The organism is Thermococcus thermotolerans (assembly GCF_024707485.1).
Lineage (GTDB): Archaea > Methanobacteriota_B > Thermococci > Thermococcales > Thermococcaceae > Thermococcus > Thermococcus thermotolerans.
Map to the genome: position 1 here is coordinate 1,209,394 of NZ_CP102602.1, position 21,807 is coordinate 1,231,200.

The window sequence follows — 21,807 nt, forward strand, 5'->3', positions numbered from 1 at the left end:
ATGGAAGAAAGGGAAAAGAAAATCTTCGGCGTTAGCTGGAACGTCTTCCTTCTCGGGATCGTCAGCTTCCTCAACGATATGAGCAGCGAAATGATAATGCCCGTGATGCCGAGCTACCTGATGGAGGTCCTCGACGCCGGAAAGCTCCTCAGCGGCTCCGTCATGGGAGCAATAGAGAGCATGAGCTCCCTCTTCAAGGTGGCCTTCGGCTACGTGAGCGACCGCTTTAGAAAGAGGAAGGTATTCGTCTTCGCCGGTTACGCCCTCTCGACCCTGGCCAAAGGAGCTCTAGCGCTAACCCGCTACTGGTGGGACTTCCTCCTACTGAGGGCCCTCGACAGGATAGGCAAGGGGATAAGAACCGCCCCTAGGGACGCGCTTATAGCCGAATCTACTGAAAAGGGAAAGACCGGCAAATCCTTCGGCTTCCACCGAATGATGGACACCCTTGGAGCCGTCGCCGGTCCGCTCGTTACCATAGGCCTCATCGAGCTCCTGAAGAGCCTTCCGGCGGAAACGGCCTACCGCTACATCTTTTTGCTCTCGGCCCTTCCGGGAGCGATATCTCTGTTCGTCATAATCCTCTTCGTGAAGGACAGGGGCGGTGAGGTTAAGAAGAAGATAAGGGGCATATCCACGCTGAAAAACAGAAACCTCCAGCTTTTCCTTGCCGTCGTTGCCATTGGGGCGCTGGGGAGATACAGCTACGCCTTCATGATGTGGAAGGCCCAGGAGCTCGGTTACTCCGTGGTTCAAAGCATAGCCTTCTACGCGCTGTTCAACCTCATCTACGCCCTCTCGGCCTATCCCTTAGGGGTTTACTCGGACAGGTTCGGCAAGAAGAGGATGATAACCCTCGGATTTGGCGTTGCGGCTTTAGCGGCCTTGGCTTTCGCCTACGCGAGGAATCTCTACACGCTCATAGCGGCCTTCGTGCTCTACGGCATCTACATCGCCATCGAGGACACGGTTCCAAGGGCGTACATGGCGGATCTGGCGAGGGAATACGAGAAGGGCACCATAATAGGTGCATACCACACCGTCTTCGGAATCTTTGTCCTTCCGGCATCGGTGATAGCGGGCTGGCTCTGGGGGAGCTACTCCCTGGCGTATTCCTTCACCTTTGCGGCTTTGATGAACGTCATTGCCATGGTTCTAATGACCATCGTGGAGGAATAGCTCCCCCAATTTCATTGTAGAAAAGATAAGAAGGCCAGTTCATGCCTCTAGCTTCTCTAGCTCCTCCTTTCCAACGAGAAGAGGTCTCTCGGCTTCAATGATGTAGCTGAGCTCCCACTTGACCTCGCCCTTGTTCATAGCCTTTGCATAGCGCTCGGCTATTTCTTCCGCCTCCTCAAGTGAAGACGCCTCTATGATCCTCCTGACGTACCACTTCATATCTCCGAAGCGAAGCTTGAACTCCGCCATGTACACGGCCATCACCGCAGAAAGTTGGAGGGGAACTATAAAAACCTAAGGCTCCACTGCCCGGTAAATCCCGTCAACCTCTCCAGCCTCGAAGATCTTGCCGCCTTCCTTCGTCCTCAGCTCAACGAGAACCTTCTCCGGAGCCTTCTCAACCTCTTCCTCAACCTTCCTCGTGCTGAGGACCTGAATGAAGGCATCGCCGAGCCTCTCGAACTCGAAAACTAGCGCATCGTCCTCCCAGCGGTGGCCGCGGTAAGAAACGCCCCCCATTCTAAAGGTAACCTCAAGAACTATCCTCATCAACATTCCTCCAGATGTCCTTATATCAATGGGTAGTCGGGGGGGTTAAAAAAGATTGCCTAGAAAAAGAAAAACTCCGTCAGTCCTTTTTCTTCAGCTTGAGAACCTGCTTGGCGAACTCCTCAAGGACCTCCTTGCGCATGCCCTCGAAGAACTTTATCGAACCTGCATAACTGTGGCCGCCTCCCTCTATCCCTGCGCTCGGCAGGGCCTCCTGGAGCTTCGGGATTATCTCGTTGAGGTCGAAGCCGTAAGCTGCCATGCCGTCGGCGGCTCTCACAACTGCAAAGTCCGGACCGTAAGCTAAAGTCAGTATCGGCGCGTCCTCACCGTACTTCTCCTTGAAGTGGTCGTGGATTAGGCCGGAGAGCTTGCCCGGGGAGGGATAAGAAAACTTCGGGGCGAAGAGCTCGATGTCTATAGTGTTGAACCTTATCCCGTTGGGCAGGACTACGCTCTTGACGTGGGGCAGTGAAGCCTTCAAAGCCTTCTCCTGCTTCTCCTTTACCTCGGGATAGATCGCGTTTATCAGCTCGCGGTGCCTCTGGAGGTTTCCAGTGAGGAGGAGTATTTCGTCTATTACGCCGTGCCCGTCCATGAACTTCCAGTAGAAGGCCTCATGGTCTATCACCTCGGCTATCTTCTTGAGGTCATCCTCGTCGAGGCCCTTTGCCTTCTTTGCTATCTCAAGGTACTGGTAGAACTCCGGGGCCTTGCTCCTGTCGCCGGTTCCGGCTATGGCAGGCAGGTGCTTTATCCTGTCCTCAACTTCAGGGTTGATAAACCGAGCAACTTCCGTTGCCAGCATCCCGGCGGTGAGCTCGTAGTAGCCGCGCTTTATATGGTGCGGGTTGACGTGCACATCAACGTAGTCATCGACCTTGGCCTTATCCTCGCTCACCCATTCACGCGGGTCGTGGTGGTCTATCACAACTATTGGAACACCGTAGGCCCTTATACGTCTGTACGCCGGGATATCCTCGCTCGTTCCGCCGTTATCCACTATAACAACCAGCGGGAGTGGGTCGCCGAACTTCTCGTGATCCTCGACCATGAATATTATGTCCTTGAGCACATCCTCCAGCTCATAGAAGGGCGCCCTGCTCGGCCTCCTCTTGAAGAGCTTCCACCTGGCCCCCGAATCCGGCGAGACTTCCTCGATGAGCGGAACTATCGCATACTCAAGGGCTAGGCCAGAGGTGTAGCCGTCGGCATCGGCGTGGTGCCTCAAGAGGATAGGCCTGCCCTCGTATATCGCCCTGCGTATCATGAATGCCGCCTTCATTATCTTGGGCTTGAGCTTCTCTAAAACCTCGCTCTCCACCAGGAAGCCGACGTCCTGTGGCTGGGCACGCCTGTCAAGTTCCTCCTCTATACGCCTCTTCACCTCCGCCGCCTCGGGCCCCCACAGCCTGGCCATGTCGCTGACCTCAATCTGTATCTCGCCCGAGTGGAAGGCAACCTTGCCTATTATCTCGACGACGTCACCGACGTTTACCTTCGGATATGCCCTGACACCAGGGGCCTCAAAGGCGGCCGCCCACGTTATTCCGGTTCCATCTGTTATCGTGAAGACCGTTGGGCCGCCGGTCACCTGTATCTGGGTCACCTTACCGCGAAGCCTGACCGTCTGACCTGCCACGTCCTTGCTCAGCTCTCCGATGAGAGTTACCGGGAGCTCCTTTCTGACGGTTACGGTCTTGTAGTGTTTGAGCGCCGACTCGATGAAGTCCACCTCGCCCTTATCGGGCCTAACATCGAGAACCTGGACCAGTATCTCCTCACCGGGCTTATATTCCCTGCCACCGAGAAGGTCTTTACGCCTTATTAAACCCCTTACGTGCGGATTTAACCTGACAAAGACTCCAAAGCGCTCTACCCTGTCAATTGTCCCCTTGTAGACGTTTCCGACCTCTATGTCTTCCAGGTCGCAGGTCTTGTCCAGGATGTAGACGACCTTGTACTTCCTCATGCATTCCGAGCAGACCCATGTGGTCTCCATACCCGGCTCCCACGGTTCCTTCACTTTGCCACAGATATCGCAGGCGAGGACGCGGCCGCTTCCGCCACACGTGGGACAGGTGTCGTAAACAGGAACCACACCCTTACCGTGGCACTCTGGACAGGGTATCTCATCCACCTCGTCCTCAACGCCGAGGTAGTCGAGATTTCTGTAGCCCTTAAGCTTGTCTCCCACTTTGAAATCAGCGGGAACGTATCCCCAGCCCTCGCAGACGGGACATTCTTTCTCGCCGGCCTTGATTTTCCCGGTTCCGTGGCACTCGGGACAGTCCTTAACCACCATGAGCATCACCCTAGAAACCTCTCGTCTGAGAGACCTAGGCCGGCTCCGGCTTATAACCTTTTGTCTCCGCCTTACCGAAGAAGCCCCAGAACACAACCATTGAGAGGCCGTAGAGCAGTGCGGTTATCATGAACGGCCAGGTGAGGGAGAGATCAAAGAGCCTGCCCCCTATGTACTGACCGATTCCAAAGGTAGCAGTCCATGAGAGGTTGTTGAGGGCCATGACCGTTGAACGCTCCTCCTTTTTGAAGAAGCCCACCATAAAGGAGTTCCAGATCGGGTTGACTATGTTCATCAGGATCGTCCTTACGGTGTAGATGGCCGCGGCTATGAGGAAGGTCGGGGAGAAGGGCATCGCCGCTATGAGGATGCTTGCGCTCCCGTTGAAAGACACTATGGTTTTGACACTACCGAACCTGTCGGCTATCATCGGAAGCAGAAAGGTGCCCAGGCCCATGATAAACTGCTGGAAGGCGAACAGCCATCCGATACTCTCCAGACTCGTCCCGAAGCGCCCGTTGAACCATAGGCCAACATACGGAATTGTGACCCCAGCACCTAGGCCTATGAGCGCACTCGGAAGTGCGAAGCGCCCTATCCTCACGAGAAGGTCCCGGTCAAGCCTCAGCTTTTTCTCTGTCTCGGCCAGAACGGACCTTACAAACAGCACCAGGAGAAACCTCAAGGGGATTATTACGAGAACCAATGCAAAGACATCCCTGTATGAGATGTATCTGGGCAGGAAGCCGGCCAGGATCAGACCGACGGCTGAGCCTATGGTCCCCATAGCAGAGGAGAGGCTGAAGAGGTAGTGCCTCTTCTCGTCGCTCACCTCGCCGCTCAGCAGTGCCATGTATGATGGGTTTTCAAAGGCCATGCCGATGCCCACAAGAACGCCGCCGAGGGTCAGAAGGAGTATCGTGGGGTAGGTCACCTGAACCAGCCTGCCGAGGAACATCAGGGAAACGCCCAGGAGAACCGCTTTTTTATAGCCCATCTTCGTACCGAGGGGGCCGGAAAACAGGAGAACGCTGGCCTGGGCTATGGTGGACATGGAGAAGACTATCCCGATGTCGGTGTAGCTGAAGCCGAGCGACCTCAGGTAAAACGGGAAGATGAACCACGCTATGTTGCCCCCGAGCCAGGAGATGAATGAGTATGCGACGAGCAACCATGCATCCTTACTGAATCCCCTGTAGTTCTGCAGCGACATGAACGTTCAGACCGCTGTCGAGTATATAAACTTACCTCCTATCCAACCGAAAAGTTTATTAAAAAAACAAACGATTACTCAGCGTTTAAATCAAAAATACGGCTTATTCCTTGCTCGAATCAAAGGGCGTAAAATTAGAAAAACATGATGATAAAATAAGATTTCACATTTCTTCCATGAACTTCTCGACAGCCAGTCTCGTCTCGGCGTACGTCTTTCCTGCGAGGATTATGACCTTGTAGTTCTGGTTGTTCGGGTTCTTGAGCTCCTTTATCACATACCCCTTCTGCTCTATCTCGGACTTGATGGCATCGACGGTATCCTTTCCGTAGGCCTGCTCCAAAAGCGCCCAGGCCTTATTGCTCACCCATCCCCCGACTATTATGACGTTCTTGTCAGCTGGAAAGTCCTTGAGCTGGGTGTCCTCGATTATGAACTTGTAGACGTCATCAGTCGCCTCAATCTTGGGCGCGGTTATGGAGACCTTCTTGGTCACCGAGGCAACACGGATGAAGCGGTAGCCCTCGATCCCGACTATCTCACCGTCATTGTTCTTTGTGAAGACGGGGACTATCTCAAGGCCCCAGTTAGTGGGCAACTTAAGCGTTGCCCCTTCGCCGATGAAGACCCTCTTGAAACCGGCGCTTTCGTTGACGTGAAGGTAGAGGACGTAGAGATTGTTACTCGGGTCTATGTCCCAGACCCACTGGCCACTGTAAACGTCACCGTCCTGGTACTGCTTGACCTTCTCGTAGTACCAGTAGTTGTAGGTGACCATGAGGGTTCCGCCGACACCAACGAAGAAATCGGTGGGTGCAAAGAGGAACAGCTCCTTAACGCCCCTCTCAAGGAGTTCGGTGATTCTGACAGATGGGTACGTGCTGAAGGTCTCGAAATCCTCGTTCCCGTTTGCATCAACGTACATGATGTAGTAGCTCCCCTTCTCCATAGTCTTCTGTTTTATCATACCGCTCGGATAGATTAGGTCAATGAGCATTTCCTCCTGGTTTATGTTTATGTCCACGAACTTCATGCTCCAGCTTCCAACAGACAAGCTCTCGCCGAGGGAGCTTGAGGTGGAGTCAACCTCGGTGTAGGCATAGAAGTACATCGTGTCCTTTCCGTCAACGGTTGTGGCAACAACCTTGTAGTCACCGCCGATGTCGAGAGGGGTCGTGTTCTCGTTGAATATTATCTCCACGCTCCTGTCGGTGAACTCGGCAGCCTTTTTAGTGGAGTTGAAATCGAGGCGCGAGAAGTTGACCTGGATGACTACCCCATGTCCAACCGGCTCGTCGCCAACGTTAACCCCGACATCGGGCATGTCGCGGGAGTTGAGCTTATAGGTCTGGTTCTCATCGGGAATGAGCACGCTGTGGTACTCAACCGGTATGGAGACGGTTTTCGTGTACGTTCCCTGAGAAACGCCCTGGAGGACAAGAAAAGCACCGAGTCTCGAACCCGTTATGGCGTCCTCACCTATGTGAAGCGGCACTCCATTGACTATCTTGGTCGTGGGCAGAACTATTACCGTGTTGGAGGAATTGATTCCCGTAACCGCTGCGTTAATCGGCGTAAGGAGCAGGCCCAGAACTATCAGGCCCATAAACAGAGCCAAAGCCCTTTTCATCGTTTATCACCGATTTAAAGTGCATCTCAACCTTTATAACCTTTCCCCGGAACTCATTTCTGCGATGATGAGTGAATCCAATGCTGACCGGATGATGAACCCCGAACCTGAGCACCGGATTGAAAACGAAAGGCGAACCAAAATGGAGAAACAGCTTGAAGAGCTTTACTCCAGCATCGAGGAGCTGAAAAGAGAGAATGAGAGGAGGAAAGCCCCAGATCAGCTCGGATGGGACGACATCGCTCAGGAGATCATTGGAGCGGTCACCTTTGCCCTCCCGTTTCTCTTCACGGCGGAGCTGTGGGAGATAGCCAAGGACATCTCGATTGAACGCTCCCTTCTGGTATTCCTAATGACCCTTGGCGTTGCGTACCTGTTCATTGTCAAATCCGGAATAGGAAATCTAGAAAGAGAGAAGCTGTTTCACGTGCCAAAGAGGCTCCTTACTGTTACGGGAATAGCCTACATAATCTCCGCCGGGTTGATATATCTCTACGGAATAAACAGCCTGGCCGACTTCACGGCAGGACAGTACCTCAACGCTACCATACTCATAAGCACCTTCGCCGTGATAGGCGCAATAACCGTTGACATGGTGAAGTGAATGAGGCTCGTAACGGGAAAAAGGTGGGAAGCGTTCGCGGATGAAAAATCCATACTCTTCCCGGAGTACAGGAGGAACCGCGATGAACTCATTGACTTCGTTGATTCCCTGACAGGAGAAGAGACCGTAGTTACGGCGAGCCTTGAACTCATCGATTTAATCGCCTGGAAGTTCCGGAGGGGCGAGGAAAACGTCCTGGTATATTCTGACACCGGAAAGAGCCTCACCCTCAAAGAGGTCTATGAGCTGAGGAAGTACCTCGACTTCGACGTCCGCGGTGGCTTCTCCGGGGAGATGGCCGAGACAAGCGTCCTCTTCGTCGAGGGCAAGACCGATTCCAAATTCTTCAAGGCGGTCTTCAAGAAGCTCTTCGAGTTCAAGGAGAGCAGGGAAGCCCCATACAGCCTGAGGTTCATCGAGCGCGTCTTCGAGCGTGACAACTTCGACCTGCTGAAAAGGGAGGAGGACGGGAGGTACGTGGCAGTCATACCGAGCGAAGGAAACTCCGGTGTCATAAGAAACCTCGGGAACTTCCTGAAGGCCATGGATGTATTCGACTTCCGGGTTGAGAGAATTGGAGTCGCCATCGACACCGACGAGGACAGAGACGCGGCTCTAGCCTCTATAACCGGAAAGCTCTCCGGTTTCGAGCACAGGAAAACATCCATGGGCTACCTCGTAGGAAAAACCGAGGTGGTTCCGCTGATAATCGGCCTGCCGTTCGAGGACGATATCATCGAATGGAAGAAGCCGACCGTCGAGGACTTGATGCTCCACCTCATAGCGAGGGAGGGCCTTTTGGAGAGGATAAAGCCGGGGCTCAGGGCATTAAACGAGAGCCTCGGAAGGAAGCTCAAGCCCAAAGAGGTTATGTACCTCGCCCTTTCCGCCTACGGCCACTGGGGCAACCTTGAGGGCTTCTACGAGCTGTTCGTCATGCGCTCACGCTTCAGAAACTTAAAGGCAGTCCTGAGGGAAGCAGGCCTCATGAGGGGGCTCATTTATCTTGCGGGAAGGGAGAATGAAAGGCGTTGAATTTTTATTTCTCCCTGTTCAAACCGAGATGGTGGTGAAGGTGAAGCTCGTTTCATTCGACGTCTGGAACACTCTCCTCGACATCAACGTCATGCTAGATATAATGGCGGTAGAGCTCTCCAAGCTGATGGGAACGTGCCTGGTAGACGTCGTCGAGGGGATGATGCTTACCCGCGAGAGAATAAAGCGAATGAGGGCCAAAACCGCAGGGAATCCAGCCAGGGCACTCGAAGAGAGCCAGGAGTTGCTGGCGGAGCTTTTGGGCACGGACGTTGAGCTCGTGAAAAGGGCCGCTGCGAGGGCCGTCCTGAAGGTCGGCGACGATATAGTCCTTCCGGGGGCAAAGGAAGCCCTTGAAGGCGTTAAGAGAAAGGGCCTGAAGGTCACCGTGACTGGCAACGTGATGTTCTGGCCGGGTTCATACACTCGTCTCTTGCTCGAAAGGTTCGGGCTGATGAACTACATCGACAAGACCTTCTTCGCCGACGAGGTTCTCGCCTACAAGCCGATGCCGGAAATGTTCAGAAAACCGCTGGGGGTCTTTGGGATCGAGCCGGACGAGGCGATTCACATAGGCGACACCTACGCCGAGGACTTTGAGGGTGCGCTGAGAACCGGCCTCTGGGCGGTCTGGATAAATCCCGAGGCCGAAGAGGTCAGGAAAATCCACGAGAGGGGCTTTGAGGTTCCCGACGTTGAGGGGATTTTGGAGGTACTTGAGAGGATAGAAAAGAAAGGTTAACGAAGGAGCTTGGCATTTACATAATTTTTGGCGGCTAGATACTGTTTCTCGTCCGCAGTCAGAAATTCCGCGTTCAGCGCCTCGGCCAGGGCTATGTAAAGGGCGTCGTAGATTGTAATTCCTTCATTCAGGCCGATTTCCAGCCCCCTCTCGAAGAAGTTGTGCGCCTCAAAGAGTGTTATCGAACTCCCTAACGTCTTAAGAACGATTACCTTAACCTTTCCCTGCTCAATGAGTAGCTCTCCGAGTCGCACTGCCTTCCAGATTGCGTTCATGCCCTCAACGAGTGCATAGTCGAGCGTTGCCACGTGTGGCTCCGTTGGTACTTCTTCCCAACCCGGCTCCTGCAAAACGACTTTCACAAGGGCTGAGGCATCAATGACTATCACGGTCCTCCCTCACGGACTTCGCTGCGAAACCCCTGCTCACGCTTCCGCTGGCCTTTGCAAGCTCTAAGGCTTCCTGTATTCGTCTCTTTCTTTCTATCTCATCTATGCGCTTCCTTATGAACTCCCTTATCTCCTCGCTCCAGTTGATGTTGAGCTCCTTCATCTTGAGCTTCAGCTCGTCGGGAACGCGGACGGTAACGATGGCCATGTAATACACCTCGAAACACAGTTTGTAATGCAAAGATAAAAGGGTTTCGGGCTACTTCTTCCCCTTCGGCTTCAGCCACGCCCCCAAACCGACCTGCCTGGTCTTCTGGTAGCGCAGGTCTTCCTTCTTGTAGCCGAATGCCTTCAGAATCCTCTCAACAGCGGGCAGAACCTGGTTCTCGATGTAGTATTCTGCATCGTATTTGTGCTTCGTTGGGTCGAACTCGTCAAACGGAATCGCCCTGTCGCCTATCCTTCCTGAGCCTTTGAGGACGATGTAGCTGATGACAGTCCCGGGGCGGATTTTCACGCCTCTTGCGGCGAGGCGCTTCGCTATGGCCACGTGCGGGCCGGTAGCCTTGTAGTCCTTCAGCTCCCTGGTGATCTGCTCGTGGATTACTAACTTCTCCGGCGGAACCTCGTATTTGCTCAGCTTTTCCGTTACCTCCTTGACTATCCTGACGGCCTCCTCGACGTCACCGTGCCTCAGTATGGCCTCTAAAACCCTCGCCTGCGTCTCCTTCGCTATCTCGCTCCAGTCGCGCCTGACTATCTCAAGCCCGCGCGTCGTTATCTTGCCCTCCTCGTCTATGACGGCGTACTTCTTCTTGGTGACGAAGAATCCCCTGAGGTAGAAGCCCTCGTACTCCAGCTCAAGCAGTCCCGGCAGTTTGGGGTTGATGTACTTTAAGAACTCCATTGCCTTTTTCTTGACCGTCTCGGCGTCTGCTCCGGGAATAGTGGCATGGAGACCGTCGGTGTCGGCATAGAGGACTTTAAAACCAAACTTCTCCTCAAGCTCGCGGATTACCATCTCGATGTAGTCCCTTCCCCACGCCGTAACGCTCTCCGCGCACTCCTTGCAGTACCATCTCGCCCTGGCGTAGCCGTAGTAGCCGTAGAAGCTGTTGGCGAGGATTTTGATAGCGCGTTGCCTGTAATCGAGAAGCTTCCTCTCCAGCGGGTCTATGCTGGCCTTCATTTTCTTCTTTATCTTCTGCCTCTCGTCGAGAAGGGAACCCAAAAGGCTCGGGATGAATCCCGGGAAGTCTTTACAAAAGCGGTGGTCGACCTGTGGGGCGGTGTCGTACTCCCTACAGCCCTCGCGGTTTAGTGTGTCCGGCGAGACGTTATGGGTGATGATGATTGAAGGGTAGAGACTACGAAAGTCTAGGTACACAATATTGTCCCACAATCCCCTTTCAGGTTCCTTGACGTAGCCACCCGCGTAACCCCCGCGCCGCCTCGCCAGTTCCCTCTCCTCGGGTTTGTTCGGTGCCAGCTCGTTCCTCTCGTAGGCCTTCCTCAGGAGGAACCACTCAACTAAATTCCCTGTGCTTGAGCGCGAGACGTCCCAGAGGCTCTGGCCTATTAAGCGAGAAAGCTGGGCCTCCATCGGGAAGAATTCCCTGCCGAGCTCAAAGGTGACCTTCGCGTCCTCCATGGAGTAGCGCGCGACCCTTTCAAGCCCCTCGCCGGTTTCCCAGGCGGTGGTTATCTCCTCGGCGTAGACCTTCCCCTTCGGCTTTCCAAAGACTGCCTCGTAAACCGCCTCAAGGGTGTATGTTGGAAGGTTTATCGTGCGCCTTATGACGGGGTACAGGTCGAAGTGTATTCTGCCCTTCACCTCGACCGCAAACCTGTCCCCCATGCGCTGGATTTTTGGTTCAGAACCATCTCTCCCGAGGGTGAACTTTATCCCGAGCTTCTCGCACCGTCTCTTTAGGTAAGCAAAGTCAAAGTTGTCGCCGTTGTAGGTTATGAGAACATCAGGATCCTTCTCCTTGACAACCTTGAGGAAGCGCTTAATCATCTCCTTCTCGGTGGAGACGACGTCAACGTATGGCAGGTCTATCTTCTTCCACGTTATGACCCTAGCCTCGTCCTCGTCGGCGTAACTTATCATCAGAATCGGCCCGGTTCCGAACTCCTCGCCCTCGTGGTAGAGAGTCTCGATGTCAAAGGACATCATCTTAAGCTCCTCATCGCCCTCCATCGGGATTAGCCCCTTATCTATGAGGTAGCGCTTGGCGAAGGGTATGTCGTACTCGTAGATGGCAACGACGGCAGGATGCTTTCGTATCTCGTCCCTTATCGCCGGAACGTCCTGGGGGTGGGTGAAGTAGAGAACCCAGACCTCTATCGGCCTGCCGAGGAACTTCTTTTTCACCTTCTCGGCGCGCTTGACTTTAACCACCGTCCCGTGTCGGCTGGAGGTTATCTTTTTGAGCTCGTCAATCGCTGAGTCATCCTTCAGGAGCGCGTAGAAGTACGGCTCAAAGTTCCGGTCGTATTCTATCTTAAACTCACCGTTCTCCTTCTTGAATATCCTAATGACGGGCTTCCCATCCTCTGTGAGGTAGTCGGTGTCGAGAATCATGAGTCATCACCAGTCAGGTGATTCAAAACCATTTGGGCGCTCTCACGCTCAAACCTTGCCTCTTCTTCGTCCAAGAATGAATACTCGACGCCGAGCTTGTCGAGGAGAAACGCCAGCTCACCAAGTTTCATGTTTAAAAGCTCCGCCGCCTTCTCAAACGTTATCTGGTGGCTTACGAGGAGGCCTACCACCTTGAGGAATCGCTCTTTTTCCCGGTAATCCTTGAAGAGAGGGAAGTTGAAGACCAACCTGTCAACCTCTTCCATGCTCTCACCGTGATTAATTGGCTTTTTATCCCATAAATAAACTTCGCCATTGGAAGGCACGACCTGCTTTCAAAAATTGCAGAACAATTGAGTTTGTGCAGTTTACAGGCATTTCTCCTTCGCCCGTCTGATTCTCTCGGATGAAGCCCACTCGTATGGATAATCAATATTACTCAATATTTTTGCCGATGCCAGTGCCCATACAATCGCCAGTATTGCCAAAGCGGCATAGTTCTGGTTAAGGTACTTGCTAACCAGACTTGCCGGAACTATTATCCCAATGCCTGCGGAATCAATAAAAGACTTCTTTAGAAGGGTATCACATAGCGGCCTGCATTCAAGTCGTTTGGATAACTCGCTGCACTTATGTGAGTTATATACAATCCACACCAAACTAGATATTGCCCACGAAACAATGGCTATAAACACTACGTCTGGACTGTCCAACGTCCCAAAAAGAAAAGATAGGCCAAAAGAGACTATGCTCTCCCTCAAAAGGTTGGTTCTAAACCGTACTCTGTAATATTCATCCATCAATTTACACTCCCCCCGATTGATGTAGGGCATATCCCTCCCGGCGAACATGGAGGCCATGGTGGAGTTGATTTCCAGGGATATTCGCTAGTGGAGTAAACTATTTCCCTCTCGTCCTTCTTTTCCCAAAGACCTTTGCCTCTCCCCAGTACATCACCGAGTATTTTCTCAACACCCCACGTCACGGTAGTCGAGACGAGCGGATTTGTATATTTAATGCTTACGAGTGTATTGAAGGCAGTCATGGTTGGCCTAATGTAGTCCCAATTGTGAAAGTAACCAAAATGAGTCCCTAGTGTTATCTTTTTCTTTGGGGTTATCCCAACCCATATTATGCCCCATGAGACATCGTCATCTACTGGAATTTTGATGAACATTTGGTAGATCCTGCGATAGCCTCCGTTGTAAAATAATAGCTCCTCAGTAGGTTCTATAGAGAACCTTACAGGGCCAACTTTGTACTCCATGCCATGTACTGTTTCAATACGAACTTCTGGCAGATATTCATAGAATATGTAAGGGTCAGGATAACCATGGATTTCCCAAGGAAATGAGATTACAATGGCATCCTTGCCTCCGCCAAACAATTCTGGCAACCCATTCCATTTCCATTCAAATGCGAGGTATAACTTCCCGTCAAGGACGAATGACAAATCCTTTCTAAATCTGACTGTAAGCTGGTTCTTATCTCCAAGCACCATTGGAGATATCGGTGCGGTTTTAGATACCTCCGGAGACATCTTCGAAGCAACAGATTCCTGAGGTACGGACACTTCAGGATATGAAGTTGCCAATGTAGCTCCTGATGCTCCCAGCACCAGCAGTCCTACTAAGACTGCCATCAAGCCTCGCCACTTCACGGGATTTCACCTCCGTAGTGTTTTTGCAATTTATATAATTCAACTTGTCTTTATAAACTTTTCCTTTTACTATAAGTACATTTTCTTCGTTTTTTTTCGAGTATAATTTTTTTCAGAATAGAGTTTTCCCAGTAGAATGAACGAAAAGAAGCCAGAGTAAAAGAGTTGCATACTCATGCACACACCACCACCTTTTTAAACTCCCCCACAAAGCCCCGTCCATGGAGCTGTTTTACCGCGTGAGCTTTCAGGAAGTGGTGGCGGACGCGTTGAGCCTGGTTGAGGAGCGTGAACTCTCATCGAAGCACGCCCTTGAGAGGGTCTTTAAGAGGGTCGCCGGCAAAGACCGGGACAAGGCGCGGGGATTAGCTCATGCCTACGTCTTCGAGATAGAGAAGTGGCGGGCGAAGATAGACTTCATAATAAACTCCGTCCTCAAAGGCTCAACGGTCGAGGAATTAGACCCCTACCTGGCCAACCTCCTGAGAATCGGCACCTTTGAAATCCACTTCCGGAAGGTTCCCCCGGCTGTGGCGACCGACTCGATAATCAGGGTCGTCAAAGAACGCTTTGATTTCTCAAGGGCAAAGTTCGTGAACGCGCTCATGCATTCGATAGAGAAGTTTGACGTGGAGAACGCCCTAAAACGGCTTAAGGAGAGGGACAGGGTAGAATGGCTCTCCGTCCGCTTCTCGCACCCGAGATGGTACGTGGAGTACGCTATAGACCTCCTCGGCTACGACGAAGCAGTAAGACTCCTCCTCAGCAACAACAGACTACAACGCTATTACGTTAGAGCAAACACCCTCAAGACCGACGTTGATTCCCTCAGAGATTACCTTGGGGAGAACGGCGTAAGGACGGCCTTAACGCCCGTCCCGGACGTTTTGAAGATCCTCGAATACAAAACTCCGGTAACGAGGCTCGACTGGTACAGGGAAGGGAAGTTCGCTATCCAGGATCTGGCCTCTGCCTACGTTGCCCATGTTTTGGCTCCGGAGCCGGGAGAGAGGGTTCTGGACTTAGCGGCCGCACCGGGGAGTAAAACCTTCCACGCGGCGGCGCTGATGGAGAACAAAGGAGAGATAATCGCGGTTGACTACTCCTACGACAGGCTCATGCGCATGAAGGAGAAGATGAGGCTTTTGGGCATCAAAAACGTCAAGCTGGTTCATGCCGACGGCCAGAGCTTTAGGGATAAGAGCAAGTTCGACAAAATAATCCTCGATGCCCCCTGTTCAAGCTCCGGAACCTACCGGCAGTTCCCGGAGGTCAAGTGGCGCTTCGATGAGAAGAAAATCAAGCGCATCATAAACGTCCAGAGGAACATGCTCCGCAATGCCTACGAGAACCTCAGAGCCGGGGGGGAGATGACCTACTCGACGTGCTCGATTAGGATTGACGAAGACGAGGAGAACGTGCTCTTCGCGATAAACAGGGTGGGGCTTGAGCTGATGAACTACCCCTTCGGCTGGGGCGATAGGGGCTTCCTTGAAATCGGCGACAGGGTTTTCAGAGCGTGGACGCACAGGCACGACTGCAACGGATTCTTCATTGCAAAATTGAGAAGGGCGGACTAGCCGCCCTCAAGCTCCTTCATGGCATCAAGGAGCATGCCAACAGCGTCCCTTTCCAGAACGTATGCCTTCCTCACCAAGTGGAGCCTCGGGTACGTCGGTATCGCTCCCCAGACGCGGAGCTTTATGTCATCGAGGTTGTCCGTATGCCATGCCCCCATCATCATCTGGGTCGCGTTCTCGTGGAGTTCCTTTGCCAGAGCAAGGGTCTCGTTATCGACCCCCATGGCGCTTGCGTTGGCGTAGACTTCATCAAAGTCGTCGTGAAGCCTGAAGAAGTACATTGTCCACACCTGGGCGATGACCATCATGCGGTTGTATATGAAGTACGCAGGTGGAACATCGAACTTGAGGTCATCAATCAGAACCGTCGTGTCGACGATGCTGTCGCCCTCATCTCCAACCTCCAGAACCAGCGTTATCTTTTCGCCCTGGTACTGGGAAACATCGACCCTGGCCACGTATATGGAGCTCATTCTCCACAGTACGACGCCATCCTGGCCGTTGATGGGCGTCAGATACGGCTCGATTATGGTTATGTACGGGATGGTTCCGTTAAGCACCGTGGCGGCAACCTTTTTGGTGCCATCCGGGAAGACGACGTATGCGTAGAAAAAGTCGTTGTATGGAGAATACTCGTCCGAGACGATCCTCCAGCGGAAGGACAGTTCCTTGGCACCGTAGGGTACTTCGAGGGTTATCTCAAGCCTGGCGACGTCGTATATGGTCTCCCCTGTTACCGGGTGGCCTCCGGATATGGAGAGGCCCCCCATGTTCTCAACGTCGTACGTGCTCCCTTCGGTGACGTACCTCGCATCGCCGGAGCTTAGGATCACATAGGAATCCCCCTCAATCGGGAAACCGAGCAACGGCTTCGTGGTCACCAGAATCTGCTCCTCAACACCCCTGAACTTGGCGGTCACCAGCGAATTCTGAAAGTTGGAGTTGAGAATGGCCTTGGCCTCATTGGTCGCATCCCTTGTAATGACCGTCCCATAGGTGGCCCCAACGTATCCCAGAGAGACCACACTACCCAGAACCAGCAGGAGGGCCAGGACCACCAGAACTTGTCTTTTCTCCAATCTGACCTCACCTTATTTTGATGTATGTCCCACAACTATTTAAATATTTTCAAGAAATTTTGGTAATTATTCGAAAAATTTTCCAGGACGGTCACAGCGGCTTCCTTTTGACCGGCCCTCCCGGTTTTTCCTCCTCAAACACCTCCGCCGTGAAGCGGTAGACCTTCGTATCCTCGTCGAGCCAGCAGTCGGGTGGAAGACCGGCCTTCCAGCAGGTCTGAGCTAAGAACTCCTCCTCGTCCCAGCCCCACTCTATCGGCACCTGCGGGAGAAGCAGGCCGGAGTAAATGCCCTTCTCGATGATCAGACCGTCCCTGCCGACCTTTATCTTCTTTGGCCTCTCCTCGGGAGGCCCTTCGATGAGTTCCGGCGGCGTCAGGACGCTCACCTCAACAACCAGGTCATCCAGCTCACCCTCCCTCACGGGCGGGAAGCGGGGGTCGTCAACCGCCGCATAGATAGCCGCCTTTATCGTGGCCTCAACCAGCGGATATATTGGGAGGGGAAAGCCGATGCATCCCCTGAGCGCCATCTGGGGGGGAGAGTGACGTCTGTTGAGGGTTACGAAAACGCCCATCTTCTCCCACAGCTCGGGAGGCGTGTCCTCAGGTGGTTTTATAGTCCTGCCGTTTCTAACGTACTCTTCAATAGCCCTCCTCGCGAGCCTGACGAGAAACTCTCCCCATTCGTCCTTGATCTTGTACATCGCCCTCACCTCTGACCCCTACGGCGGGAGGGGTTATTTATCTTTCCCGCAAGATTTAAAAGATTGCCGAAAAAAGTTAAGTCGGGTGTCGAAGATGGTGATAGTTGAGTTCGTTATCGTTCCCCTCGGGGAGAAAAGTCTCAGCAGGTACGTCGCAGAGGTGGTAAAGCTTTTAGAGAGAAAGGGTGTTAAATATCAACTGACTCCGATGGCAACCATAATAGAGGTTCCAACCGCAAGGGACGCGTTTGAAATAATAGCACAGGCCCATGAACTCATGTTCGAGCTCGGGGCTGAGAGGGTCTCTACAACCGTGAGGATAGACGACAGGCGTGATGTGGAGAGAAAAATGGAGGACAAGGTGAAATCCGTGATGGAAAAGGTCAGGGGTGGTTGAGATTAAGGCCCTGATTCTAGCTATAGACCGCGATGACGACTTCGGAGAAAAGGCGGGGGTTGAAGGACCCGTCATCGGGCGAGACGCCTGCATTGACGCCGCCCTAAAGCTCAGTCTGGCCGATCCGGAGGACAGCGATGCTAACGTTGTCTATGCCGCCGTCAAGCTCTACGATGAGCTCAAAGGGAGCGGGGAGTTCGATGATGTCGAAGTTGCACTGATAACCGGCCATCCCAAGGTGGGGGTAAAAAGTGATATGGAGCTGGCCAGGCAACTTGAGCTGGTCCTGGAGAGGTTTCCCGCCGATGGGGTTATTACCGTCACCGACGGGGCAGAGGACGAGCAGATATTCCCGATAATAACCTCAAAGGTTCCCATAGTAAGCTCTCACAGGGTAGTCGTCAAGCAGAGCGAGGGCATAGAAACTACCTATTATATCATCTACCGCTACCTGAGGGAGATACTCAGCGACCCAGAGGTGGCAAAGGTAGTTCTCGGGATTCCGGGGATGATACTCTTGCTCTACGGTATCGCAAGACTCATAGGTGTCTGGTATCCTGACAGCGTCAAGATAGTCTCTGCCACGATAACCGGAACAATACTCCTCATCATAGGCGGGTACTTCTTCACAAAGGGATTCCGGCTCAACTTCAGGGAAACCATCGCAAAGCAGTTCGTGTTCGTAATATCCGCGGTTGCGGGTGTTCTCATAATCATCGGAGGTTCTATCAACGCCTACTTCAGGCTTGAGGAGTACGCGAAGGAGATAATCGGCGGCTGGCCCGGGACACCTCTGCTGGCGACGCTCATCTACATAAACGCCATAGGCGCCCCGCTGATAATAGGGATATCCGTGATGATAATGGGTAAGACCATCCAGGCCTACCTCCGGAAGGACTACCACATCTGGTACTACGTCTCAGCCCTGCTCCTGATGCCCGCGCTGTGGATAACGATAGACCTGACGACGAGGTACGCGATGGCCATACTCACGATATCCGACATAGACGTCTTTGCAAAGCTCCTTCTAGCCATTGCCGACGTGGCCGTGGCTATTCTGGTTGGAATCTACATGAGAGGAAAAGTTAGGGGATGGGAGAGAGTTGAAGCTGGAGCAAGCGCTTGAGGAGTATGAGAAAAGGAGAAAGAAGGCAGAAAAAGAGGTCGAGAAGATAAGGAAGAAGTACAACAAACGCCTGGAAAAGAAGATACGGGAAGTTCTGAAGAAAATAGACGCACTGGAGAAAAAAGAGGTTCCCAAGAAGGTCGATGAGAATATCAAAAAAATAGTCACTGCTGAAAAGAGGAATTACGTGACAGCACTTAGGAACGTACTGAGCAGTATAAGCGACATGGACGACCTCGGAAAGCGCCTCCCCGACTTAGCTAAGCTCCACGTGGGTCACGGAAAGTACCTCCTGATAATATTCGAAAAGGACGTTTACGCCATAAACCGCCTGCTGAAGGAGCTGAACGAGGACTACGTGAGCTACTACAATGAGCTGAGCAAAAAAGGCCTGCCGGATCTCCGGCTGAGGGAAATCCTCTGGGAAGAGGAAAAAACCAGGGGACATATCCAACAGATTGAGCAGGAAAAGCTGGAGCTTGAAAGGGAAATAAAAGCCAAGGAAGGTGAACTCAAGGAGTTCTACAGCAGGCACGGACTTCAGGAACTTGAGGAGGACATAAAAAGCCTTTCTTCATCGCTCCGGAGTGCCGAGATGGAGGTTCGCTCAAAGGCATCAAAGCTTCAGAAGCCCATAAAGAGGATGCGCCTCCACGAGCCGATAGCCGACGAACTCATAAATGACAGCGGCGTTGCCCTCAGAAAGCCCGATGAGTTCGTCTCCCTGCTCCAGAGGATATATCCTAGACTGGAGGGCAAGTACAAGAAAACCGCCCAGTGGCTGATAGAGAACCTCAAGGAGAAGTCCGAGGCCATCAGGCAGGAAGGAGAAAAGCTATCAGAGCTTGAGAAGAAAAGGGACGAAATCCTGGCCAGTGGAGAGAGTAAAAAGAAGGAGATATGGGAACTCCACCGCCTCATCGAGGAAAAGGAGGCAGAGATACGAAAGCTCAGACGCCAGCTGGAGCACCTTGAGAAGGAGCTGAAGGATAGCCTCGCCAAACTTGAGGAGATACTCGGGCAGAAAGTCGAGCGATAGGTTTATGAATTAGGCTCCCCTAATTCTTTCGGGTGGTGAGCATGTTTAAAGTTGACAGACTGCGCTTCGGAACGGCCGGAATACCCATCTCAACCCCAAAGCGCTCAACTCTTGACGGAATAGTCCACGTGAGAAACCTAGGCCTTGACGCGATGGAGCTGGAGTTCGTCCGGGGGGTCAACCTCAAGCCGGAGCTGGCGAAGAAGATAAAATACGTCGCCAGAAAGCACGATATTCTGCTGACCGCCCACGCACCGTACTACATCAACCTCAACGCGGCGGAAAAGGCCAAGATCGAGGCCAGCAAGAAGAGGATAATCCAGAGCGCTGAACGCTTACACCAGGCCGGCGGCTGGAGCGTGGTTTTTCATGCGGGCTACTACCTAAAGCAGGACCCTGGAAAGGTTTATGAGAAAATACGGGGGGAGATTAAGGATATCGTAAAGAGCCTCCAGGACAGGGGCATCGAGGTGTGGGTAAGGCCCGAGCTGACCGGCAAGCCGACCCAGTTCGGAGACCTGAGAGAGCTCGTGAAGCTCAGCGAAGAGATCGAGATGGTTCTACCAACGATAGACTTCGCCCACTGCCACGCCCGGAACGTGGGGAAGTTCAACACCGCCGAAGAGTGGCGCGAGATGCTGAGCTTTATGGAGGACCGGCTCGGCAGAGAGGCTCTCGACAACATGCACATCCACATAAGCGGCATAAACTACACCTCAAAGGGCGAGAGGAACCACCTCAACCTCCAGGAGAGCGACATGAACTGGGAAGACCTGCTGAGGGTCCTCAAGGAGTTCAAAGTCAAGGGAGTGGTCATAAGCGAGAGCCCGAACATAGAGGGCGACGCCCTGCTGATGAAAAAGAAATACGAGGAGATACGGGTTTAAGCCCTCTCAATCCTCCCGTATCTTTCCATGATTTCCAGGAGCCTATCAACCGGAAGGGCGTAGCGGATCCTGCCGTTTCTGCCTCCCATCGTCCTAGCCTGCAGGAGGGAGTTGATTATCGCCTCCTCAGTGGAATCAGCTGCGGCTATGAATAACCTGTTGAGTGCATCGTCCGGGAGGAACCCCATGGAATGAGCCTCCTTGCCGCCCGGGACGGTCTGGGCCGTCGAGAAAGCCAGAACTATGTCCCCGCTCCCGTTGTGGCCGTAGGAGCCCGTCCTGGCCAGGCCGAGGATTGCCCTCCTAGCCAGTCTAGCCAGCTGACGGGAGGTCAGAGGCGCGTCTGTGGCGATTACAATAGATATGCTGCCCCCCATGGAAAGTCCCCTGCCCGGGTAGTCCCTCAACTCCCAGCCGACGGGAACGCCCGCTATGACCAAATCCTCCCTCTTGCCAAAGTTGCTGAGGACGAGCGACGCAACGGTGTACTCCTCGCCACCAATCTCAACTACCCTTGAAGAGGAACCTATCCCCCCTTTGAACTCGAAGGCGCTCATTCCGGTGCCTGCTCCAACAGAGCCCTCTTCAAAGTCAAGGGATGCGCCCTCGAAAGCCTCAAAGACGTGTTCCTCCTTAACGGCACGCTTTTTATTATCGTTGAGGTAGCCGTCGTTACACTCCATTACGAGCGGGTTTACCGATATTCCCTCGGGGTTCTCCTCCGCCCAAAGGCTTATCAGAGCGTCCGCAACACGGTAGCCGTTCAGCGTGCTGGTTAAAGCTATTGGAGTTTCGATGTAGCCGAGCTCCTCCACCTGGATAAACCCAATCGGCTTGGAAAAGCCGTTGAAGGTGTAAACTCCTGCGAAGAGCCTCTCCCTGAAGGGGTTCCCCACCGGCGGAACGAGGATCGTAACTCCCGTTCTAATATCGTCCCCCTCGATTATCGTCGAATGACCAACCCTGACGCCCAAATCAGCTATAGAGTTCTTTTTCCCGTGCTCATAACGGCCTATCTTTATTCCCAGATCAGGGGCCTTCATGGTATCACCAACACCCCTACGCTCTCTGGCTTTTAGGGTTTTGGAGACAATTTTCAT

Annotated in this window: 23 protein-coding genes; 9 read left to right on the top strand and 14 right to left on the bottom strand. The window is 53.0% G+C overall.

Annotated elements, in window-relative coordinates; all coding sequences use genetic code 11:
* Entirely contained in the window at nucleotides 1–1,179 is a 1,179-nt protein-coding gene (locus NUS69_RS06975; RefSeq protein ID WP_258083127.1) for an MFS transporter, read from the top strand.
* A 39-nt stretch (nucleotides 1,180–1,218) separates the two neighbouring features.
* Here the strand turns inward: NUS69_RS06975 and NUS69_RS06980 are convergent, their stop codons facing one another.
* The 5 genes from NUS69_RS06980 to NUS69_RS07000 form a co-directional block, all read right to left on the bottom strand.
* Complete coding sequence (locus NUS69_RS06980) at nucleotides 1,219–1,434, bottom strand: hypothetical protein (protein WP_258085023.1); 216 nt, start codon at nucleotides 1,432–1,434, stop codon at nucleotides 1,219–1,221.
* A gap of 39 nt (nucleotides 1,435–1,473) precedes the next feature.
* Complete coding sequence (locus tag NUS69_RS06985; RefSeq protein ID WP_258083128.1) at nucleotides 1,474–1,728, bottom strand: hypothetical protein; 255 nt, start codon at nucleotides 1,726–1,728, stop codon at nucleotides 1,474–1,476.
* A gap of 79 nt (nucleotides 1,729–1,807) precedes the next feature.
* Nucleotides 1,808–4,033, bottom strand: a complete 2,226-nt coding sequence (locus tag NUS69_RS06990; protein ID WP_258085024.1) for a DHH family phosphoesterase — start codon at nucleotides 4,031–4,033, stop codon at nucleotides 1,808–1,810.
* A gap of 34 nt (nucleotides 4,034–4,067) precedes the next feature.
* Nucleotides 4,068–5,246 (bottom strand): MFS transporter, encoded by a 1,179-nt coding sequence (locus NUS69_RS06995; RefSeq protein ID WP_258083129.1) that lies wholly within the window; start codon nucleotides 5,244–5,246, stop codon nucleotides 4,068–4,070.
* Nucleotides 5,247–5,409: 163 nt separating this feature from the next.
* Nucleotides 5,410–6,876 carry an S-layer protein gene (locus NUS69_RS07000; protein ID WP_258083130.1) on the bottom strand — a complete coding sequence of 489 codons (1,467 nt, stop codon included), beginning with the start codon at nucleotides 6,874–6,876 and terminating at the stop codon, nucleotides 5,410–5,412.
* A 64-nt stretch (nucleotides 6,877–6,940) separates the two neighbouring features.
* Between NUS69_RS07000 and NUS69_RS07005 the strand changes: the two genes are divergently transcribed.
* The 3 genes from NUS69_RS07005 to NUS69_RS07015 are packed head-to-tail and all read left to right on the top strand — an operon-like array spanning nucleotide 6,941 to nucleotide 9,257.
* Nucleotides 6,941–7,480 carry a DUF2391 family protein gene (locus tag NUS69_RS07005; protein WP_258083131.1) on the top strand — a complete coding sequence of 180 codons (540 nt, stop codon included), beginning with the start codon at nucleotides 6,941–6,943 and terminating at the stop codon, nucleotides 7,478–7,480.
* Entirely contained in the window at nucleotides 7,481–8,515 is a 1,035-nt protein-coding gene (locus tag NUS69_RS07010; protein ID WP_258083132.1) for a DUF3226 domain-containing protein, read from the top strand.
* A 40-nt stretch (nucleotides 8,516–8,555) separates the two neighbouring features.
* Nucleotides 8,556–9,257: an HAD family hydrolase gene (locus NUS69_RS07015; RefSeq protein WP_258085025.1), complete on the top strand. Its 702-nt coding sequence runs from the start codon at nucleotides 8,556–8,558 to the stop codon at nucleotides 9,255–9,257.
* On the opposite strand, the gene NUS69_RS07020 is transcribed toward NUS69_RS07015, so the two are convergent.
* The 6 genes from NUS69_RS07020 to NUS69_RS07045 all read right to left on the bottom strand — a co-directional run bounded on the left by NUS69_RS07020 (nucleotide 9,254) and on the right by NUS69_RS07045 (nucleotide 13,875).
* Entirely contained in the window at nucleotides 9,254–9,646 is a 393-nt protein-coding gene (locus NUS69_RS07020; RefSeq protein WP_308686500.1) for a type II toxin-antitoxin system VapC family toxin, read from the bottom strand. The two genes, NUS69_RS07015 and NUS69_RS07020, sit on opposite strands and share 4 nt — an antisense overlap.
* The gene (vapB, locus tag NUS69_RS07025) at nucleotides 9,633–9,854 is read right to left on the bottom strand and encodes a type II toxin-antitoxin system VapB family antitoxin (RefSeq protein WP_258085027.1); all 222 of its coding nucleotides are present in this window, start codon (nucleotides 9,852–9,854) and stop codon (nucleotides 9,633–9,635) included. Before vapB ends, NUS69_RS07020 begins: the two co-directional genes overlap by 14 nt.
* Before the next feature lie 51 nt (nucleotides 9,855–9,905).
* A complete protein-coding gene (locus NUS69_RS07030; RefSeq protein ID WP_258083133.1) occupies nucleotides 9,906–12,233 on the bottom strand; it encodes a DNA polymerase in 2,328 nt (775 codons plus the stop codon).
* Nucleotides 12,230–12,499 (bottom strand): hypothetical protein, encoded by a 270-nt coding sequence (locus tag NUS69_RS07035; protein ID WP_258083134.1) that lies wholly within the window; start codon nucleotides 12,497–12,499, stop codon nucleotides 12,230–12,232. Before NUS69_RS07035 ends, NUS69_RS07030 begins: the two co-directional genes overlap by 4 nt.
* 102 nt (nucleotides 12,500–12,601) lie before the next feature.
* Complete coding sequence (locus NUS69_RS07040) at nucleotides 12,602–13,033, bottom strand: hypothetical protein (RefSeq protein WP_258083135.1); 432 nt, start codon at nucleotides 13,031–13,033, stop codon at nucleotides 12,602–12,604.
* Nucleotides 13,033–13,875, bottom strand: a complete 843-nt coding sequence (locus tag NUS69_RS07045) for a hypothetical protein (protein WP_258083136.1) — start codon at nucleotides 13,873–13,875, stop codon at nucleotides 13,033–13,035. The genes NUS69_RS07040 and NUS69_RS07045 overlap by 1 nt, the downstream gene beginning before the upstream one ends.
* 239 nt (nucleotides 13,876–14,114) lie before the next feature.
* On the opposite strand from NUS69_RS07045, the gene NUS69_RS07050 reads away from it, so the two are divergent.
* Entirely contained in the window at nucleotides 14,115–15,473 is a 1,359-nt protein-coding gene (locus NUS69_RS07050; RefSeq protein WP_258083137.1) for an RsmB/NOP family class I SAM-dependent RNA methyltransferase, read from the top strand.
* On the opposite strand, the gene NUS69_RS07055 is transcribed toward NUS69_RS07050, so the two are convergent.
* Together NUS69_RS07055 and NUS69_RS07060 are read right to left on the bottom strand one after the other, a co-directional pair.
* Nucleotides 15,470–16,552: a choice-of-anchor L domain-containing protein gene (locus NUS69_RS07055; RefSeq protein ID WP_258083138.1), complete on the bottom strand. Its 1,083-nt coding sequence runs from the start codon at nucleotides 16,550–16,552 to the stop codon at nucleotides 15,470–15,472. The two genes, NUS69_RS07050 and NUS69_RS07055, sit on opposite strands and share 4 nt — an antisense overlap.
* Nucleotides 16,553–16,643: 91 nt before the next feature.
* Nucleotides 16,644–17,258 (bottom strand): TIGR00296 family protein, encoded by a 615-nt coding sequence (locus NUS69_RS07060; protein WP_258083139.1) that lies wholly within the window; start codon nucleotides 17,256–17,258, stop codon nucleotides 16,644–16,646.
* Between the two features lie 94 nt (nucleotides 17,259–17,352).
* Here NUS69_RS07060 and NUS69_RS07065 point away from each other — a divergent pair, with 94 nt between their 5' ends.
* From NUS69_RS07065 to NUS69_RS07080, 4 genes are read left to right on the top strand one after another with little or no spacing between them, the layout of a single operon-like run.
* Entirely contained in the window at nucleotides 17,353–17,655 is a 303-nt protein-coding gene (locus NUS69_RS07065; protein ID WP_258085028.1) for an MTH1187 family thiamine-binding protein, read from the top strand.
* Complete coding sequence (locus tag NUS69_RS07070) at nucleotides 17,648–18,781, top strand: DUF373 family protein (protein WP_258083140.1); 1,134 nt, start codon at nucleotides 17,648–17,650, stop codon at nucleotides 18,779–18,781. Before NUS69_RS07065 ends, NUS69_RS07070 begins: the two co-directional genes overlap by 8 nt.
* Nucleotides 18,759–19,820 carry a hypothetical protein gene (locus NUS69_RS07075; RefSeq protein WP_258083141.1) on the top strand — a complete coding sequence of 354 codons (1,062 nt, stop codon included), beginning with the start codon at nucleotides 18,759–18,761 and terminating at the stop codon, nucleotides 19,818–19,820. Before NUS69_RS07070 ends, NUS69_RS07075 begins: the two co-directional genes overlap by 23 nt.
* A 41-nt stretch (nucleotides 19,821–19,861) precedes the next feature.
* Nucleotides 19,862–20,707: a deoxyribonuclease IV gene (locus NUS69_RS07080; RefSeq protein ID WP_258085029.1), complete on the top strand. Its 846-nt coding sequence runs from the start codon at nucleotides 19,862–19,864 to the stop codon at nucleotides 20,705–20,707.
* Here NUS69_RS07080 and NUS69_RS07085 read toward each other — a convergent pair.
* Complete coding sequence (locus NUS69_RS07085; protein WP_258083142.1) at nucleotides 20,704–21,750, bottom strand: DmpA family aminopeptidase; 1,047 nt, start codon at nucleotides 21,748–21,750, stop codon at nucleotides 20,704–20,706. The genes NUS69_RS07080 and NUS69_RS07085 overlap by 4 nt on opposite strands.
* Between the last annotated feature and the right edge of the window lie 57 nt (nucleotides 21,751–21,807).

Bases quoted from the DNA above. Each gene is read 5' to 3' on its own strand.
- NUS69_RS06975 (WP_258083127.1), top strand. From the start codon at position 1: ATGGAAGAAAGGGAAAAGAAAATCTTCGGCGTTAGCTGGAACGTCTTC.
- NUS69_RS06985 (WP_258083128.1), bottom strand. From the start codon at position 1,728: ATGAGGATAGTTCTTGAGGTTACCTTTAGAATGGGGGGCGTTTCTTAC.
- NUS69_RS06990 (WP_258085024.1), bottom strand. From the start codon at position 4,033: ATGGTGGTTAAGGACTGTCCCGAGTGCCACGGAACCGGGAAAATCAAG.
- NUS69_RS06995 (WP_258083129.1), bottom strand. From the start codon at position 5,246: ATGTCGCTGCAGAACTACAGGGGATTCAGTAAGGATGCATGGTTGCTC.
- NUS69_RS07000 (WP_258083130.1), bottom strand. From the start codon at position 6,876: ATGAAAAGGGCTTTGGCTCTGTTTATGGGCCTGATAGTTCTGGGCCTG.
- NUS69_RS07005 (WP_258083131.1), top strand. From the start codon at position 6,941: ATGATGAGTGAATCCAATGCTGACCGGATGATGAACCCCGAACCTGAG.
- NUS69_RS07010 (WP_258083132.1), top strand. From the start codon at position 7,481: ATGAGGCTCGTAACGGGAAAAAGGTGGGAAGCGTTCGCGGATGAAAAA.
- vapB (WP_258085027.1), bottom strand. From the start codon at position 9,854: ATGGCCATCGTTACCGTCCGCGTTCCCGACGAGCTGAAGCTCAAGATG.
- NUS69_RS07030 (WP_258083133.1), bottom strand. From the start codon at position 12,233: ATGATTCTCGACACCGACTACCTCACAGAGGATGGGAAGCCCGTCATT.
- NUS69_RS07035 (WP_258083134.1), bottom strand. From the start codon at position 12,499: ATGGAAGAGGTTGACAGGTTGGTCTTCAACTTCCCTCTCTTCAAGGAT.
- NUS69_RS07040 (WP_258083135.1), bottom strand. From the start codon at position 13,033: ATGGATGAATATTACAGAGTACGGTTTAGAACCAACCTTTTGAGGGAG.
- NUS69_RS07045 (WP_258083136.1), bottom strand. From the start codon at position 13,875: ATGGCAGTCTTAGTAGGACTGCTGGTGCTGGGAGCATCAGGAGCTACA.
- NUS69_RS07050 (WP_258083137.1), top strand. From the start codon at position 14,115: ATGGAGCTGTTTTACCGCGTGAGCTTTCAGGAAGTGGTGGCGGACGCG.
- NUS69_RS07060 (WP_258083139.1), bottom strand. From the start codon at position 17,258: ATGTACAAGATCAAGGACGAATGGGGAGAGTTTCTCGTCAGGCTCGCG.
- NUS69_RS07065 (WP_258085028.1), top strand. From the start codon at position 17,353: ATGGTGATAGTTGAGTTCGTTATCGTTCCCCTCGGGGAGAAAAGTCTC.
- NUS69_RS07080 (WP_258085029.1), top strand. From the start codon at position 19,862: ATGTTTAAAGTTGACAGACTGCGCTTCGGAACGGCCGGAATACCCATC.
- NUS69_RS07085 (WP_258083142.1), bottom strand. From the start codon at position 21,750: ATGAAGGCCCCTGATCTGGGAATAAAGATAGGCCGTTATGAGCACGGG.